Annotated in this window: 13 protein-coding genes and 1 tRNA gene; 2 read left to right on the top strand and 12 right to left on the bottom strand. The window is 67.8% G+C overall.

Annotated elements, in window-relative coordinates; genetic code table 11:
- Positions 1–111: 111 nt before the first annotated feature.
- The 4 genes from rpoB to RY94_RS00750 form a co-directional block, all read right to left on the bottom strand.
- A complete protein-coding gene (rpoB, locus tag RY94_RS00765; RefSeq protein ID WP_043440589.1) occupies positions 112–3621 on the bottom strand; it encodes a DNA-directed RNA polymerase subunit beta in 3510 nt (1169 codons plus the stop codon).
- 359 nt (positions 3622–3980) lie between these two features.
- On the bottom strand, positions 3981–5600 hold the full coding sequence (crtI, locus tag RY94_RS00760) for a phytoene desaturase family protein (RefSeq protein ID WP_052273782.1): 1620 nt from the start codon (positions 5598–5600) through the stop codon (positions 3981–3983).
- Entirely contained in the window at positions 5597–6496 is a 900-nt protein-coding gene (locus tag RY94_RS00755) for a phytoene/squalene synthase family protein (protein ID WP_043440587.1), read from the bottom strand. Before RY94_RS00755 ends, crtI begins: the two co-directional genes overlap by 4 nt.
- Complete coding sequence (locus tag RY94_RS00750) at positions 6497–7558, bottom strand: polyprenyl synthetase family protein (protein WP_052273781.1); 1062 nt, start codon at positions 7556–7558, stop codon at positions 6497–6499.
- A 129-nt stretch (positions 7559–7687) separates the two neighbouring features.
- Between RY94_RS00750 and idi the strand changes: the two genes are divergently transcribed.
- Positions 7688–8296 carry an isopentenyl-diphosphate Delta-isomerase gene (gene idi / locus RY94_RS00745; protein WP_082045957.1) on the top strand — a complete coding sequence of 203 codons (609 nt, stop codon included), beginning with the start codon at positions 7688–7690 and terminating at the stop codon, positions 8294–8296.
- A 77-nt stretch (positions 8297–8373) separates the two neighbouring features.
- Positions 8374–9573 carry an acetyl-CoA C-acetyltransferase gene (locus tag RY94_RS00740; protein WP_043440584.1) on the top strand — a complete coding sequence of 400 codons (1200 nt, stop codon included), beginning with the start codon at positions 8374–8376 and terminating at the stop codon, positions 9571–9573.
- A gap of 95 nt (positions 9574–9668) precedes the next feature.
- Here the strand turns inward: RY94_RS00740 and rplL are convergent, their stop codons facing one another.
- The 8 genes from rplL to RY94_RS00700 form a co-directional block, all read right to left on the bottom strand.
- On the bottom strand, positions 9669–10046 hold the full coding sequence (gene rplL / locus RY94_RS00735) for a 50S ribosomal protein L7/L12 (protein WP_043440582.1): 378 nt from the start codon (positions 10044–10046) through the stop codon (positions 9669–9671).
- Positions 10047–10103: 57 nt separating this feature from the next.
- On the bottom strand, positions 10104–10694 hold the full coding sequence (gene rplJ, locus RY94_RS00730) for a 50S ribosomal protein L10 (RefSeq protein WP_043440580.1): 591 nt from the start codon (positions 10692–10694) through the stop codon (positions 10104–10106).
- A gap of 234 nt (positions 10695–10928) precedes the next feature.
- The gene (locus RY94_RS00725) at positions 10929–12047 is read right to left on the bottom strand and encodes a GNAT family N-acetyltransferase (protein ID WP_156134959.1); all 1119 of its coding nucleotides are present in this window, start codon (positions 12045–12047) and stop codon (positions 10929–10931) included.
- A 103-nt stretch (positions 12048–12150) separates the two neighbouring features.
- A complete protein-coding gene (rplA, locus tag RY94_RS00720; RefSeq protein WP_043440578.1) occupies positions 12151–12855 on the bottom strand; it encodes a 50S ribosomal protein L1 in 705 nt (234 codons plus the stop codon).
- Positions 12856–13001: 146 nt separating this feature from the next.
- Positions 13002–13433, bottom strand: coding sequence for a 50S ribosomal protein L11 (gene rplK / locus RY94_RS00715; RefSeq protein WP_043440576.1), 432 nt, complete (start codon positions 13431–13433; stop codon positions 13002–13004).
- A gap of 121 nt (positions 13434–13554) precedes the next feature.
- Positions 13555–14517, bottom strand: a complete 963-nt coding sequence (nusG, locus tag RY94_RS00710) for a transcription termination/antitermination protein NusG (protein ID WP_231554360.1) — start codon at positions 14515–14517, stop codon at positions 13555–13557.
- A 99-nt stretch (positions 14518–14616) separates the two neighbouring features.
- Positions 14617–14874, bottom strand: coding sequence for a preprotein translocase subunit SecE (secE, locus tag RY94_RS00705; protein ID WP_231554359.1), 258 nt, complete (start codon positions 14872–14874; stop codon positions 14617–14619).
- A gap of 153 nt (positions 14875–15027) precedes the next feature.
- Positions 15028–15100: transfer RNA gene (locus tag RY94_RS00700), tRNA-Trp, on the bottom strand.
- Positions 15101–15113: the final 13 nt, after the last annotated feature.

Below are 15113 nucleotides of genomic sequence, written 5' to 3'. Positions count from 1 at the left end.
AGGTGAACGCCGTACCGGTGTTCGAGGAAGGGGCCTTTAATATTTCAAGGCCGCCCGCGGCCGCAGAAATTTCGTTGGCCCCGTTCGAACGCCGGTACGGCGTCGTGCAACCTAGACTTCCTCGACAGAACTCGGCTCGGCCCGTGAGAGGTCGATGCCCAGTTCCTCCGCGGCCCGGAAGACTTCTTCATCCGAGTCACGCATCTCGATCGTCGTACCGTCGGTGGAGAGGACTTCCACGTTCAGGCAGAGCGACTGCATTTCCTTGATCAGGACCTTGAAGGACTCGGGAACGCCCGGCTCGGGGATGTTCTCGCCCTTGACGATGGCCTCGTACACCTTGACGCGTCCGTGGATGTCGTCCGACTTGATGGTCAGGAGTTCCTGCAGCGTGTATGCCGCGCCGTAGGCCTCGAGGGCCCAGACTTCCATCTCACCGAAGCGCTGGCCGCCGAACTGTGCCTTACCACCCAGCGGCTGCTGCGTGATCATCGAGTACGGGCCGGTGGAGCGCGCGTGGATCTTGTCGTCCACCAGGTGGTGGAGCTTCAGGATGTACATGTAGCCGACCGAGATCGGGTCCGGGAACGGCTCGCCGGAGCGGCCGTCGAACAGTCGCGCCTTGCCGGACTCGCCGATGAGGCGCTGTCCGTCACGGGTGACGTTCGTGGAGCCGAGCAGGCCCACGATCTCGTCCTCGGTGGCGCCGTCGAACACGGGGGTCGCGACGGTGGTCGTGGAGATCTCCCGGGGAAGGTTCGGGAGGTTCTTGAGCCACTCGGGCTCGCCCTCGATCTTCCAGCCCTGCTTGGCTGCCCAGCCGAGGTGGATCTCGAGGACCTGTCCCACGTTCATGCGGCCCGGGACACCCAGCGGGTTCAGGACGATGTCGACGGGCGTGCCGTCCTCCAGGAACGGCATGTCCTCGATCGGGAGGATCTTGGAGATGACGCCCTTGTTGCCGTGGCGGCCTGCGAGCTTGTCGCCGTCGGTGATCTTGCGCTTCTGGGCCACGTACACGCGGACCAGCTGGTTGACGCCCGGGGGCAGCTCGTCATCGTTGTCGCGGTCGAAGATGCGCACGCCGATGACCGTTCCGGACTCGCCGTGGGGGACCTTCAGCGAGGTGTCGCGGACTTCGCGGCTCTTCTCACCGAAGATCGCGCGGAGCAGGCGCTCCTCGGGGGTCAGTTCCGTCTCGCCCTTGGGGGTGACACGGCCCACGAGGATGTCTCCGGCCTCGACCTCGGCACCGATGTGGATGATGCCGCGCTCGTCGAGGGCTCCGAGGACTTCTTCGGAGACGTTGGGGATGTCACGCGTGATCTCCTCGGCACCGAGCTTGGTGTCGCGGGCATCGACTTCGTGCTCCTCGATGTGGATGGACGTCAGGACGTCGTCGGAGACGATGCGCTGCGACAGGATAATCGCGTCCTCGAAGTTGTGACCCTCCCAGGACATGAACGCGACGAGCATGTTCTTGCCGAGCGCGAGCTCGCCCTGATCCGTGGAGGGACCGTCGGCGATGATCGTGTTGTACTCGACGCGGTCACCCTCGGCGACCAGGACGCGCTGGTTGTACGCGTTGCCCTGGTTGGAGCGGGCGAACTTCATGATCGGGTAGTTCGTCTCGGTGCCGTCGTCGTTGAGGATGCCGACGAGGTCCGCCGACACCTCCTTGACGACGCCGGCCTTCGTCGCGGTGACGGCGTCACCGGCGTCGACGGCGGCGTTCTTCTCCATGCCGGTGCCCACGAGGGGACGCTCGGAACGGAGCAGGGGCACGGCCTGGCGCTGCATGTTCGCACCCATGAGGGCGCGGTTGGCGTCGTCGTGCTCAAGGAACGGGATCATCGCGGTCGCGACGGACACCATCTGGCGCGGGGAGACGTCCATGTACTCGACCTCGCCCGGCACGACGAGCACGGGCTCGCCGGAACCACCGCGGGTCCGTACGAGGACCATGTCCTCGACGAACGTGTTGTCCGCGGCGAGGGGGGCGTTCGCCTGGGCGATGAGGCGCTCCACCTCGTCGTCCGCGGTCAGGTAGTCGATCTGGTCGGTGACGATGCCGTCGACGACCTTGCGGTACGGGGTCTCGATGAAGCCGAACGCGTTGATCCGGCCGTACGAGGCGAGCGAACCGATGAGGCCGATGTTCGGGCCTTCAGGGGTCTCGATGGGGCACATGCGTCCGTAGTGCGAGGGGTGGACGTCTCGGACTTCCATGCCTGCACGGTCACGGGACAGACCACCGGGGCCCAGCGCGGACAGGCGACGCTTGTGTGTCAGTCCGGCGAGGGGGTTGTTCTGGTCCATGAACTGCGAGAGCTGGGAGGTTCCGAAGAACTCCTTGATCGCGGCGACGACGGGGCGGATGTTGATCAGGGTCTGCGGCGTGATCGCCTCGACGTCCTGGGTGGTCATCCGCTCACGGACGACGCGCTCCATGCGGGACAGGCCCGTGCGGACCTGGTTCTCGATGAGCTCGCCCACCGCACGGATACGACGGTTGCCGAAGTGGTCGATGTCGTCGACCTCGACGCGCAGCTCGACGTCGCCGCCGTCACGCTTGCCGCCGAGGGTCTTCTCGCCGGCGTGCAGCGCGACCAGGAACTTGATCATCGCGACGATGTCGTCGATGTTCAGCACCGATGCGTCGGAATCCGTGAGGTCCTTGTCGATGCCGAGCTTGCGGTTGATCTTGTACCGGCCGACCTTGGCGAGGTCGTAGCGCTTGGGGTTGAAGTACAGGTTGTCCAGGAGGGTCTGGGCAGCCTCGACCGTGGGGGGCTCCCCCGGGCGCAGCTTGCGGTAGATGTCCAGGAGGGCGTCCTCGCGGGTCTCCGTGGCGTCCTTCTCCATGGTGGCGCGGATGGAGTCGTACTGGCCGAACTCCTCGAGGATCTGGCCCTCGGTCCAGCCGAGCGCCTTGAGGAGCACGGTGACGGACTGCTTGCGCTTGCGGTCGAGGCGGACGCCGACCTGGTCGCGCTTGTCGATCTCGAGCTCGAACCAGGCACCACGCGACGGGATGATCTTCGCGCTGAAGATGTCCTTGTCGCTGGTCTTGTCCGCGGTGCGCTCGAAGTAGGCGCCCGGCGAACGGACGAGCTGCGACACGACGACACGCTCGGTGCCGTTGATGACGAAGGTGCCCTTGTCGGTCATGAGGGGGAAGTCACCCATGAACACGGTCTGCTGCTTGATCTCGCCCGTGTTGTTGTTCATGAACTCGGCCTTGACGTACAGCGGGGCGGAGTAGGTCGCGTCGCGATCCTTGCACTCGGCCATCGTGTACTTGGGGTCGGCGAACTCGGGCTCGGAGAAGCTCAGGGACATGGTGCCCTGGAAGTCCTCGATCGGGGAGATCTCCTCGAAGATGTCCGCGAGGCCGGACGTGGTGGCGAAGCCCTGCAGCCCCTTCTCCAGCGCTTCCTCTACGCGGGCCTTCCAGCGCTCGTTGCCGACGAGCCAGTCGAAACTGTCCGTCTGGAGTGCGAGGAGATTGGGAACGTCAAGCGGTTCGTGAATCTTTGCGAATGAGAGCCTGGGTGCGGCGCCGTCGGCGTCGACCTGGCTGGTAGCGGTTGCATTATTAGAGGTGCTCGGGGCGACCAAGAGGGATCCTTCCACAGACCGTAAGGCTTGTCAGCGCTTTCGCCTCTGCACCGCCACCGCAGGATGCTGCGGGGATCTCAGTGCTCACCGGAGTCTGCCCACGTCCGTCCCAACCATGTGGCCAGGTCAGACGACGAGAGCAGAGCAAAGCCCACCGCTATATGAAGGCTGAGGTTAGAGGGAAGACGCAAAGACCTACGTTACGGGAAGGGCAGGGGAAAGTCCAATAGCTCCTGTCCCCCTTCTCCGTCAAGCCCGCCGCGCCCGCCGTGGTGACGGAGTGGTGATGGAGTGGTGATGGAGTGGTGAAGCCGTCTGGGAGGCGTGCGCGGGGTGGCCTCCGTCCCCCGGCTGGACCGCTACCCGGCGGCGGGCTCCGGCAGGGGCCCCGTGCTGACGTCGCCGCGCAGCCGCTTGACGATCAGTTCGGCACTGATCATGCACATCGGGATCCCGATGCCCGGCACGGTGGAGCTGCCCGCATAGAACAGGTTCTCCACCCTGGCGCTGCGGTTCGAGCCGCGGAAGAACGCACTCTGCTTCAGGATGTGCGCCGGCCCGAGGGACGTCCCTCGCCAGGCGTTGAGGTCGTCCGCGAAGTCCTGCGGACCGTAGCTGCGCCGGACGACGACGCGCTCGGCGAGGTCGGGGATGCCGGCCCATTCGGAGATCTGGCCGATGACCGCGTCGGCGAGGTCCTCGACCCGCTGGTCTCCCCCGCGCTCCAGCCCGCCCTTGCCGATCCCCACGTCAGCCGGGATGGGCACGAGGACGAACACGTTCTCGTGGCCCTCGGGCGCCACGGAGTCGTCCGTGGCGCTGGGACGGCAGACATAGAGCGACGCCGGGGAGGGCACCGAGGTCTCCTTGCCGAAGATCCGCCCGAAGTTGTCCCGCCAGTCCGTGCTGAACAGCAGCGTGTGGTGTTCGAGCTGCGGGAGGGGGCCGCGCACGCCCAGGTACAGCAGCAGTGCGCTCGGTCCGGGGACGCGCTTCTGCCAGTACTTATCGGGGTAGGTCTGGAGATCCGCCGGCAGGAGGGTGGTCTCGGTGTGGTGGAGGTCCGCTGCCGAGACGACGACGTCGGCGGCGACCGACGTCGTCGTGCCTGGCGTGCGGTAGGTGACCGCACGCACCGTCGCCGCCTGGCGGTCCAGCGGCGACCGGCCGGGGGTGCGCGCGTCCGTGTCGATCGAGACGACGTCGGCGCCGGTGCGGATCTCGACGCCCGCGGCCTCCGCGACGCGGCGCATCGCGTCGATGAGCGTCGTGAAGCCGCCCATCGGGTACAGCACGCCGTCGTCGAGGTCGAGGTGGCTCATCAGGTGGTACATGCTCGGGGCGTCGAAGGGCGAGCTGCCGAGGAACACGGCCGGGTACCCGAGGATCTGCTGGATGCGGGGATCCTTGAACCGCTTCTCGACGAACCGCTGCAGCGGCTGCAGGAGGAGCAGGCCGATGCGGGGCAGCCGCTTCAGGACGTCCGGCCGGAGGAACGGGAGGAAGGACTGGAACGTCGAGTAGAGGAAGCGCTTCTTCGCGATCTCGTAGGCGTCCTCGGCGGAGTCCAGGTACCGGGAGAGCTGCTCGCCGGCCCCCTCCTCCAGGGACTCGAAGAGCTTGGTGACGGCCTCACGGTCGGCGGGGACGTCGACGGCTCCACCCTCCTCGAAGATGACGCGATAGCCGGGATCGAGCTTCACCAGCTCGAGCTGCTCGGCGGCGCTCGTGCCCATCAGCTTGAAGAAGTGGTCGATCACCTCGGGCATCAGGTACCAGGACGGGCCGGTGTCGAAGCGGAAGCCGTCCTGCTCCCAGGAGCCCGCCCGGCCGCCGACCTCGTCCCGCTTCTCCAGGAGGGTGACGCGGTGGCCTTCCCGCGCCAGGAGGGCCGACGTCGCGAGTCCCCCGATCCCGGCTCCGATCACGACGACGTCCTTCGCCCCCACGCGTGCGCGCCTGCTCTGCTGTGCGGTCATGCCGTCCTCTCCTGCGCGGCAGGTTCCGGTACCGCGCGACCGGTGAAGGCTTGCGCCATGATGCGGAACTTCACCGGGTTGGGAACCCGGATCCGCGCCCGCAGGAGTTCCTCGGCGGGGGTGCGCCGGAGGCGCGCCGCGAGATCGGTGAACAGGCCCTGCGCGAGGGCGACGGCGCGGCGCGGCGTCGGGGGCAGCCCCGGGAGCGCGGCGGCCGAGATCCGCAGGTCCTCGTCGATGTCGTCCAGGAGGCGGTTCTTGTCCGCCTCCGTGAAGTTGCCGGGCCGGACGCCGGGGAAGTAGCTGCGCCCGAGGGTCGTGAAGTCCTCGGCGAGGTCGCGCAGGAAGTTGATCTTCTGGAAGGCCGCGCCCAGGTGCCGCGCGCCGTCCACCAGCACGGCGTCCTCCTCGGGTGTGACGGGCCGGCCCACCAGGAACGCCTTCAGGCACATGAGCCCCACGACCTCCGCCGAGCCGTACACGTACAGGTCGAAGGACTCCTGGGTGTGTTCGTGCTGGGTGATGTCGGCGCGCATCGAGGCGAAGAAGGGCCGGGTGAGCTCGACACCGATCCCGGTGCTCCTCGCCGTGACCGCGAAGGCGTGCACCACGAGGTTGGCGCTGTAACCCGTGGCCATCGCCGTCTCGGTGTCCCGCTCGAGGTCGTCGAGCAGGCGCTCCACGTCCGCATCGGAGAGACCGGCCCCGGCAGCGGCGCCGTCGACGATCTCGTCCGCCACGCGTACGAGGGCGTACACGGCCTCGATGGAGCTGCGCGTGGTGCGGTCGAGGATCCGCGAGGCCAGGCCGAAGGACGTCGAGTAGCAGCGGATGACCTCGGCGGAGGTCTTCAGCGCGGCATCGGTGTAGCGCGCGAGCGAATCGTCGACGCCCACTCAGTGCACCCTGTCCACGACGGCCGTCACGACCGGTTCGAGCGCGGACCGCAGGGCGGTCGGCACCGCGGCGGACTCGAGGTGCGTGCGGGCCCGCGAGGCGTACTGGGCGGCGAGATCGGCGGAGTAGTCCTTCGCCCCGCTGTCGACGAGGATCCGCCGGACGAAGTCGGCGTCCGACGCCGACATGCCGGGGCTGCCGACGAGCGAGGAGATGCTCTCCCATTCGGGGCGTGCGGACACATAGGACAGCAGCGCCGTGCGCTTGCCCTCGCGCAGGTCCCCCCAGTTCGTCTTCCCGGTGCGGGTCTCGCTGCCGAACACACCGAGGAGGTCGTCGGCGATCTGGTAGGCGATCCCGGCGTCGCGCCCGAAGTCACCGAGCCGTTCCACCACTTCCTCCTCGGCGCCCGCGAGGACGGCGCCGGCCTGGAGCGGTCCCTCGAAGGAGTACACCGAGGTCTTGAGGCGTGCCATGTGGACGATGTCCTCGAGCGGGGGCACGTCGGCGCTGAGGGAGGTCTCGACGTCGAGGAACTCCCCGGCCGCGGAGGCGAACACCGCTTCGTCGAGGATGCCCCCCAGCCGGCGTCGCGTGGCGGGTGCGGCGGAGACGCGGTCGAGCAGGCGGTAGGCGTTGGACAGGGCGAGGTCGCCGGCGATGACCCCCGCGGAGAGGCCGACGTGGCGTGCTCCGTCCGGGGACAGTCCCGCAGCCTCGGCCATACTGCGGTAGCGGCCCGACACGTTCGGGATGCCCCGACGGACGAAGTCGCGGTCGATCACGTCGTCGTGCACGATCAGGGCCGTGTGGAGGAGTTCGAACGCCGCCCCGAGTTCGGCCGCGCTGTCGAGGTCCCGACCGCCGAGCATCTGGTAGGCGGACATCACCAGGCGGGGCCGGAAGCGCTTGCCGCCCGCGGTGCACCGCTCCAGGGTCTCCCACAGGGCGTGGTAACCGGGACCGATCTTCGCGGCGCGGATCTTGGACTCCTCGAAGAACCGCCCGAGGGCATCCTCGACCTGTTCCAGCCCGGCGGGCTCGACCAGCAGAGTGTCCATGTCCATAGGTAAAGTAAACAACGGAAAGTGCGCCCTTGACGACACACGGGGGCGGATGACGGCGGGCCGGGCATGCGGTGACGCCGGGCCCGGCGGGACGCGCGGACAACCAGCGAAAAGAGAGCCACCATGGCGAGCGAGACAGGAACCATCCAGCAGGGGGCGGCCGGAGGCGGCGGCACGCATCGGGACGCCGAGCTCGTCGTGCTGCTCGCCGAGGACGGCACGCCGCTCGGGACGCAGGAGAAGGCGACCGTCCACACCCTCGACACGCCGCTCCACCTGGCCTTCTCCACGCACGTGTTCGACGCCGAGGGGCGCATCCTCGTGACGCGGCGTGCGCTCGGCAAGAAGGCCTGGCCCGGTGTGTGGACCAACTCCTTCTGCGGGCACCCCGCCCCGGGCGAGGACTTCGAGGACGCGGTGCACCGGCGCGCCGCCCAGGAACTCGGCTTCACCGTCCGGGACGTCCGGGCCGCGCTGCCCGACTTCCGCTACCGGGCCGTGGATGCCGGCGGGATCGTGGAGAACGAGATCTGCCCCGTCTACACCGCCGTCGCCGACAGCGAGGTGGCCCCCCTGCCCGAGGAGGTCATGGACCACCAGTGGGTGGACGCCCGGAGCCTGGTGCGTGCGGTCACGGCCACCCCGTGGGCGTTCAGCCCCTGGCTGACCCTGCAGCTGCCCCTGCTCTACCCGCAGGGCGCGGACGGACCGGGGCCGCACCGACGCGACTGACCCGGTCGGTCGGGGGCGGAGGGGCCAGGCCCTAATCTGGTAGCGGCACCATTTCAACGACGAAAGAGAGTTTCGCCATGGCGACACCCACGCCAACCCCCGACGACGTCGTGCTCGTCGGCGGAGCCCGCACACCCCTCGGGCGCCTCAACGGACAGCTCGCCTCCTTCACCGCCGTCGAGCTCGGCGCCCTGGCCATCGCGGGAGCGCTGGAACGGGCGGGGGTGGATCCCTCCGCCGTGGACGCCGTCATCATGGGCCACGTGGTGCAGTCCGGATGCGGCCAGAACCCCGCGCGGCAGTCGGCCGTCAAGGCGGGTATCCCCTGGAACGTCCCGGCGGTCACCCTCAACAAGGTGTGCCTCTCCGGCCTCACGGCCGTGATCGACGCCGCCCGACTGATCCGCAGCGGCGAGGCGCGCGTCGTCGTCGCCGGCGGGCAGGAGTCCATGACGCGCGGCCCGCACCTGCTCCCGGGCTCCCGCCAGGGCTGGACCTACGGATCCCTCCAAGCCCTCGACTCCGTGGCCCACGACGGGCTGACCGATGCGTTCGACGACGAATCGATGGGCGCCTCGACCGAACGCGGCAACGTGCGGCTCGAGATCGACCGTACGGCCCAGGACGCGGTCGCCGCGGCCTCGCACCGGCGCGCCGCTGCGGCGACGGACAGCGGGGTCCTCGCGGAGGAGATCGTCCCGGTGACGGTCAGGCAGCGCAAGGGCGACGACGTCGTCCTCACGGCCGACGAGGGCATCCGCCCGACGACGAGCGTGGAGTCGCTCGCGAAGCTGCGGCCGGCCTTCAACCCGGACGGCGCGATCACGGCCGGCAACTCCTCCCCGCTGTCCGACGGCGCGGCAGCGCTCGTCGTCACCACCCGCGCCTACGCCGAAGAGCTCGGACTCACGGTGCTCGCCGTCGTCGGCCGTCCCGGCCAGGTGGCGGGGCCCGACAACTCGCTCCATTCCCAGCCCTCGGCCGCCATCAGCCAGGCCCTCGACCGCGCGGGCTGGTCCGCGGCCGACCTCGACTTCATCGAGATCAACGAGGCGTTCGGCTCGGTGGCCGTGCAGTCGCTCAAGGACCTCGCGTACCCGCTCGAGCAGTGCAACATCCATGGCGGGGCGATCGCGCTTGGCCACCCCATCGGGGCCTCGGGCGCCCGGCTGGCCCTGCACGCGGCCATGGAGCTCGCCCGCCGCGGCACCGGGAAGTCGGCCGTGAGCCTCTGCGGCGGCGGCGGCCAGGGCGAGGCCCTCCTCCTCTGGCGCTGACGCGTCCCGGATCCGGTCAGACGAGAAAAGCCCCGCTTCGCGAGAAGCGGGGCTTTTCCGTGGTGCAGTCGGCCGGCACGTGCCGGCCGGAGGCGTTACTTGAGGGTAACGGTGGCGCCGGCGGCCTCGAGGGCCTCCTTGGCCTTCTCTGCTGCTTCCTTGGTGGCGCCTTCGAGGACGGCCTTGGGCGCGCTGTCGACGACGTCCTTGGCTTCCTTCAGGCCCAGCGAGGTGAGCGCGCGGACTTCCTTGATCACTGCGATCTTCTTGTCGCCTGCAGCCTCGAGGACGACGTCGAACGCGGTCTGCTCCTCTTCGACTGCTTCGGCGCCGCCACCGGCGGGGCCGGCGACTGCAACAGCAGCAGCGGTGACATCGAAGGTCTCCTCGAACAGCTTCACGAAGTCCGAGAGTTCAATGATGGACAGTTCCTTGAAGGCCTCGATGAGCTCTTCGTTGGTCAGTTTCGCCATGGGAGGCGTCCTTCCTTTAGTGGTGCGGTGCACCGGAATGTGTGGGGCGAAGGGAAACTAGTTCGCTTCGGGTGCTGCGGCTTCCTCGGCGGGAGCTTCTGCGGGGGCAGCGGCTTCCTCGGGTGCAGCGGGAGCGTCGGCATCGGCTGCAGGTGCAGCGTCGCTTCCCTCCTCGAGCTTGATGCGCAGGGCATCGACAGTGCGTGCCAGGGAGGACATCGGTGCCTTGAGGACACCTGCCACCCGGGCGAGCTGGAGTTCACGGGACTCGAGGGCCGCCAGGGCGATGACCTCGGAGGCGTTGAGTGCCTTGCCCTCGAAGATTCCGGTCTTGATGACGAGCTTCGGGTTGGCTTTCGCGAAATCCGTGAGGCTCTTGGCCGCAGCAACGGCGTCGCCCTTGATGAAGGCGATCGCGGTGGGTCCGGAGAGCTGGCCATCGAATGCGTCGATGCCTGCTTCCTTCGCCGCGATGCCGGTCAGGGTGTTCTTGACGACGGAGAACTTGTTGTCGGTGCCGAGGGCACGACGCAGGTTCTTCAGCTGAGCAACAGTGAGCCCGCGGTATTCGGTCAGGACAGCGGCGGTGAATTCCTTGAAATCGGTGGCGATCTCATCCACTGCGGAAACCTTTGTTGGCGTTGCCATAACCCTCCTTCCGGGGGAATATGCGCCGGCTTTCCAGCTCCCATAAAAAACGCCCCGCGCAGATGCACGGGGCTTTGCTCGACACGGGCCAGGGGCTGTGGAGAGGAGCTTCGTTCACCTGCGTAGGCCGTCCCTGACGGGAACTTTCGGATCCTGATCCTTCTTCCCCGCAGCTCACGAGTGGGCAGCGGGGAAGTGGACGCGGACCGACCGACGGTCTTTGGTACCCCAAGCCTACGTGACGCCGGAGGCCTCTCCAAATCGGATCTGGGGCAGCACCTTCTGCCAGCCCGCCGTCCGGCCCGCAGGACGGAACCCGAGTGCCACGTTCACGTCGAGCATGAAGGTGTTCTCCTCGGCGTTCCAGGTGTAGATGCGCTCCGCGCCGCGCCACTCCGTGAGCACACGCCGGAGGTTGGCCGCCTTGAGCCACAGGCCGAGCCGGTGGCCCCTGTGCTCCTCGAGGACCAGTGTGTCCTCCTGGTAGACGACGGAGGGCCGGGACCCGAAGCGCTCGAGGATGGTGTGCCCCACGAGCTGCCCGGTGGCCCGGTGCCTCGCCGCGCAGACGAGCATCGACGTCCCGCCCTCCGAGGACTTCTCCTCCTCCCGACGGATGCGGCCCGCGTCCCACCGCTCCTCCTCCTGGGCGAATCCGCCGAGCGGCGGATCCGTGCTCATCTTCTGCCGCAGCAGGGAGTAGTCCGCGAGCAACCCGTCCGGGCAGCGCCCACCCCAGGCCACCACCTCGTAGTCGGGCGCGCCCACCCGGCCTGCGTCCCGCTCAAGCTGCTGCACCCCCTCCAGCCGGTCGAGGTGCAGGACGCTCATGCGATCCACCTGCACGAGCTCGAAACCCGAACGGAGGGCGAGGATCGCGGACGCATCACCGGCGGGGAAGGACCCCGCGCCGGTCGGCGGGACGAGGACCGCCCCGGCCTCCTGATCGTCACGGACTGCCGCGTCGCTCCAGGACATGATCGTCGTGCGCCCCCTGAGCCGCACCTCCCGCTCTGCAAAGGCGAGCAACGCGGCACCCAGCCCCCGCCGCCGGTACGCCGGCAGCACCTCGATCTGCAGGAACGCCGACTGCAGGTTGTCCCTGACCGGGAACCCGAGGCGCGCGTCGGCCACGATGGCACCGTCGTCCCGCGCGACACCGAGGACGTACTCGCGATCGGGACCCGGCTGCAGCATGACCAGTCGCTCGTCCGCCGCCGTGCAGAAATCGTCGTGCCCCCACACGGCGCGCTCCACCGCGTTGCTCACGGCCGCGTACCGCCGGAACCCGTCGCCGCCCTCGGCGTCGAGCGTGGCGGGAATCGGCAACTGCTCGATGGTTGCTGTCCTCACCGGCCCAGCATAGCTCTGCGATTGGTACTTCTCAATCACTATTGCCCCCGGACACGAAGAAGCCCCGCGGCTGATGCCGCGGGGCTTCCTGGGGAACAACACCTCAGACGGCGAAGACCTTGGTGACGTTCGGGTCGACGGAGATGCCGGGACCGAAGGTGGTCGAGACGGTCGCCTTCTGGATGTAGCGGCCCTTCGAGGCGGAGGGCTTGAGGCGGAGGATCTCCTCGAGCGCCGCGGCGTAGTTCTCGCCCAGCTTCTGCTCGTCGAAGGACACCTTGCCGATGATGAAGTGGAGGTTCGAGTGCTTGTCCACGCGGAAGTCGATCTTGCCACCCTTGATGTCGGTGACGGCCTTCGCGACGTCGGCCGTGACCGTTCCGGTCTTCGGGTTCGGCATCAGGTTGCGGGGGCCGAGGATCTTTCCGAGGCGTCCCACCTTGCCCATGAGGTCGGGGGTCGCCACGGCCGCATCGAAGTCGGTCCAGCCGCCGGAGACCTTCTCGATCATGTCGTCGGAGCCGACGAAGTCAGCGCCAGCCGCGATGGCCGCCTCTGCCTTCTCGCCGGTCGCGAAGACCAGGACACGGGCGGTCTTGCCGGTGCCGTGGGGGAGGTTCACGGTGCCGCGGACCATCTGGTCCGCCTTGCGGGGGTCCACTCCGAGACGGAAGGCCACCTCGACCGTGGCGTCGAACGTGGAGGGGTTGGTCTCCTTCGCCAGGACTACCGCTTCGAGGGGGGCGTACTGCTTGTCCGCCTCGATCTTCGCGGCAGCTCCCTTGTATGCTTTGCTGCGCTGTGCCATCTGCTTGTTCTCCTTATGCAGTCGTGGTCTGCGGACCGCGCTGGGCCCTGCCACTCACGACGTCGTCCGCGGGAGCGTCGCCGTCGTGCCGTGAAATGGTGGTGTGCCTTGTCCGTCGAAGCCGGACCGGGCGGGGGTGGGGGTGGTCAGCCCTCGACCGTGATGCCCATGGAGCGGGCGGTACCGGCGATGATCTTCGCGGCTGCCTGGACGTCGTTGGCGTTGAGGTCTTCCATCTTCATGGTGGCGATCTCTTCGACCTGGGCGTTGGTCAGCTTCGCGACCTTGACCGTGTGGGGCGTTCCGGAGCCCTTGGCGACCCCGGCTGCCTTCTTGATCAGTTCGGCTGCCGGCGGGGTCTTCGTGACGAAGGTGAACGAGCGGTCCTCGTACACCGTGATCTCCACGGGGATGACGTTGCCGCGCTGGGACTCCGTGGCGGCGTTGTACGCCTTGCAGAATTCCATGATGTTGACACCGTGCTGGCCAAGCGCAGGACCGATGGGAGGAGCCGGGTTGGCGGCGCCTGCATTGATCTGCAGCTTGATGAGGCCGGTGACCTTTTTCTTGGGGGCCATGAAAGGGTCCTTCTCTTGCATTGCGATCCCGCGGGACAGGAGCGTCCTGCGGGGTGGTGGCCATCATGGCGTGACGGCCTTCACGGTGCTCCCGGCCAAGCACGCCGGGGGCACCGAAGCTTTACTGGATCTTGGTGACCTGGTTGTAGGAGAGCGTGACCGGGGTCTCGCGCTCGAAGATCGAGACGAGCACGACGAGTTGCTGCGACTCGTGCTTGATCTCGGAGATCGTCGCAGGGAGGGTCTCGAAGGGGCCCTCGTTGACGGTGACGGACTCGCCGACCTCGAAGTTGACCGTGGCCGGGGTGAACTGCGGCTGGACGGGCTTGCCGGACACGGCATCCGTGTGGACGATCGTGTGCTCGAGCATCGAGAAGACCTCGGAGAGGCTCAGCGGGACCGGGTTGTGGGCGTTGCCCACGAAGCCTGTGACGCCCGGGGTGTGCCGCACGGCGCCCCAGGACTCGTCGGTCAGTTCCATGCGGACCAGCACGTAGCCGGGGATGCGCACGCGGTTGACGATCTTCCGCGTGGTGTTTTTGATCTCAACGACCTCTTCCATCGGGACCTGGATCTCGAAGATGTAATCTTCCATGTCCAGCGTCTGGATGCGGGTCTCGAGGTTCGCCTTCACACGGTTCTCGTAGCCGGCGTAGGAGTGGATGACGAACCAGTCGCCCTCCTGGCGGCGCAGTTTCGCCTTGAATGCGACCACGGGGTCCTCGGCGGGAGCTTCCTCGGCGGCCTCGTCGGTCGCCTCGGCAGCGTCACCCTCGACATCACCGGAAGCGGCGACGTCGACAGTGTCGTCGGCGGCAGTGTCAGCGTCGTCGTCGGCAGCCGTGTCGTCGTCGTCGACGGCCGTATCGGCGTCGGAGGCGGCCGTATCGGCGTCGGAGGCGGCAGCCTCGTCGACGGCGTCGACGGCCGTGGCCTCGATGTCGGAGTCGGTCCCGGCGGAGCCGTCGACCGCGTCGGAGCCGTCAGCAGGTACGTCGATGTCGGTGGAGTCCACCTCCGCCTCCGTCCCGTACTCCAGACCATCTTCGGGAGTGATCTGCCGTTCGAGTTCTTGCTCGGACACCTAGCCGCCTGCTTTCTGACATTCTTCGAAGGTTGTTCTGCTTGCCTGCACTCGATCCGACGCTTCGACTGCGGTGCGTCGGCGGGTGCCGGGACAGCGTCAGCTGCCGCCGAACACCCACAGTGCGCCGGCCCCGAACACGAGGTCCAGTCCGGTCACGATGAGCATCATGATGATCACGAAGACGAGGACGGTGATGGTGAATCGGACCAGTTCCCGGCGGGTCGGCGTGACGACCTTCCCGAGCTCCGCGAAGACCTGGCGGATGAACAGCATGATGCGTCCGAAGAACCCGCGCTCGGGAGCCTTCTTCTCGGAGGGGCTTCCCTTGGAGCTGCTCGCAGCCGTATCGGTCACCGTCAACCTCATCAATCTGTGTGGTGTTCCAGCCGGACCACCAGTGGCGCGTCCAGCTGATCATGTTTACCGCCGCGCGGAACCGATGCCTGCGTCGGGACTTCGTGATCTGTTTCTGCCGTGCCTTCGCCGTCGTTCCGCGAAGGCCACGCGCAGGGCAGACAGGACTCGAACCTGCAACCTGCGGTTTTGGAGACCGCTGCGCTACCAATTGCGCCACTACCCTTTGGTCTTGAACC

Origin of the sequence: Arthrobacter sp. L77 (assembly GCF_000816565.1) — a bacterium.
In the GTDB taxonomy this organism is placed as follows: domain Bacteria; phylum Actinomycetota; class Actinomycetes; order Actinomycetales; family Micrococcaceae; genus Arthrobacter_D; species Arthrobacter_D antioxidans.
This window is presented reverse-complemented; position numbering and strand designations above follow the sequence as displayed.

Bases quoted from the DNA above. Each gene is read 5' to 3' on its own strand.
- crtI (WP_052273782.1), bottom strand. From the start codon at position 5,600: ATGACCGCACAGCAGAGCAGGCGCGCACGCGTGGGGGCGAAGGACGTC.
- RY94_RS00750 (WP_052273781.1), bottom strand. From the start codon at position 7,558: ATGGACACTCTGCTGGTCGAGCCCGCCGGGCTGGAACAGGTCGAGGAT.
- idi (WP_082045957.1), top strand. From the start codon at position 7,688: ATGGCGAGCGAGACAGGAACCATCCAGCAGGGGGCGGCCGGAGGCGGC.
- RY94_RS00740 (WP_043440584.1), top strand. From the start codon at position 8,374: ATGGCGACACCCACGCCAACCCCCGACGACGTCGTGCTCGTCGGCGGA.
- rplL (WP_043440582.1), bottom strand. From the start codon at position 10,046: ATGGCGAAACTGACCAACGAAGAGCTCATCGAGGCCTTCAAGGAACTG.
- rplJ (WP_043440580.1), bottom strand. From the start codon at position 10,694: ATGGCAACGCCAACAAAGGTTTCCGCAGTGGATGAGATCGCCACCGAT.
- rplA (WP_043440578.1), bottom strand. From the start codon at position 12,855: ATGGCACAGCGCAGCAAAGCATACAAGGGAGCTGCCGCGAAGATCGAG.
- rplK (WP_043440576.1), bottom strand. From the start codon at position 13,433: ATGGCCCCCAAGAAAAAGGTCACCGGCCTCATCAAGCTGCAGATCAAT.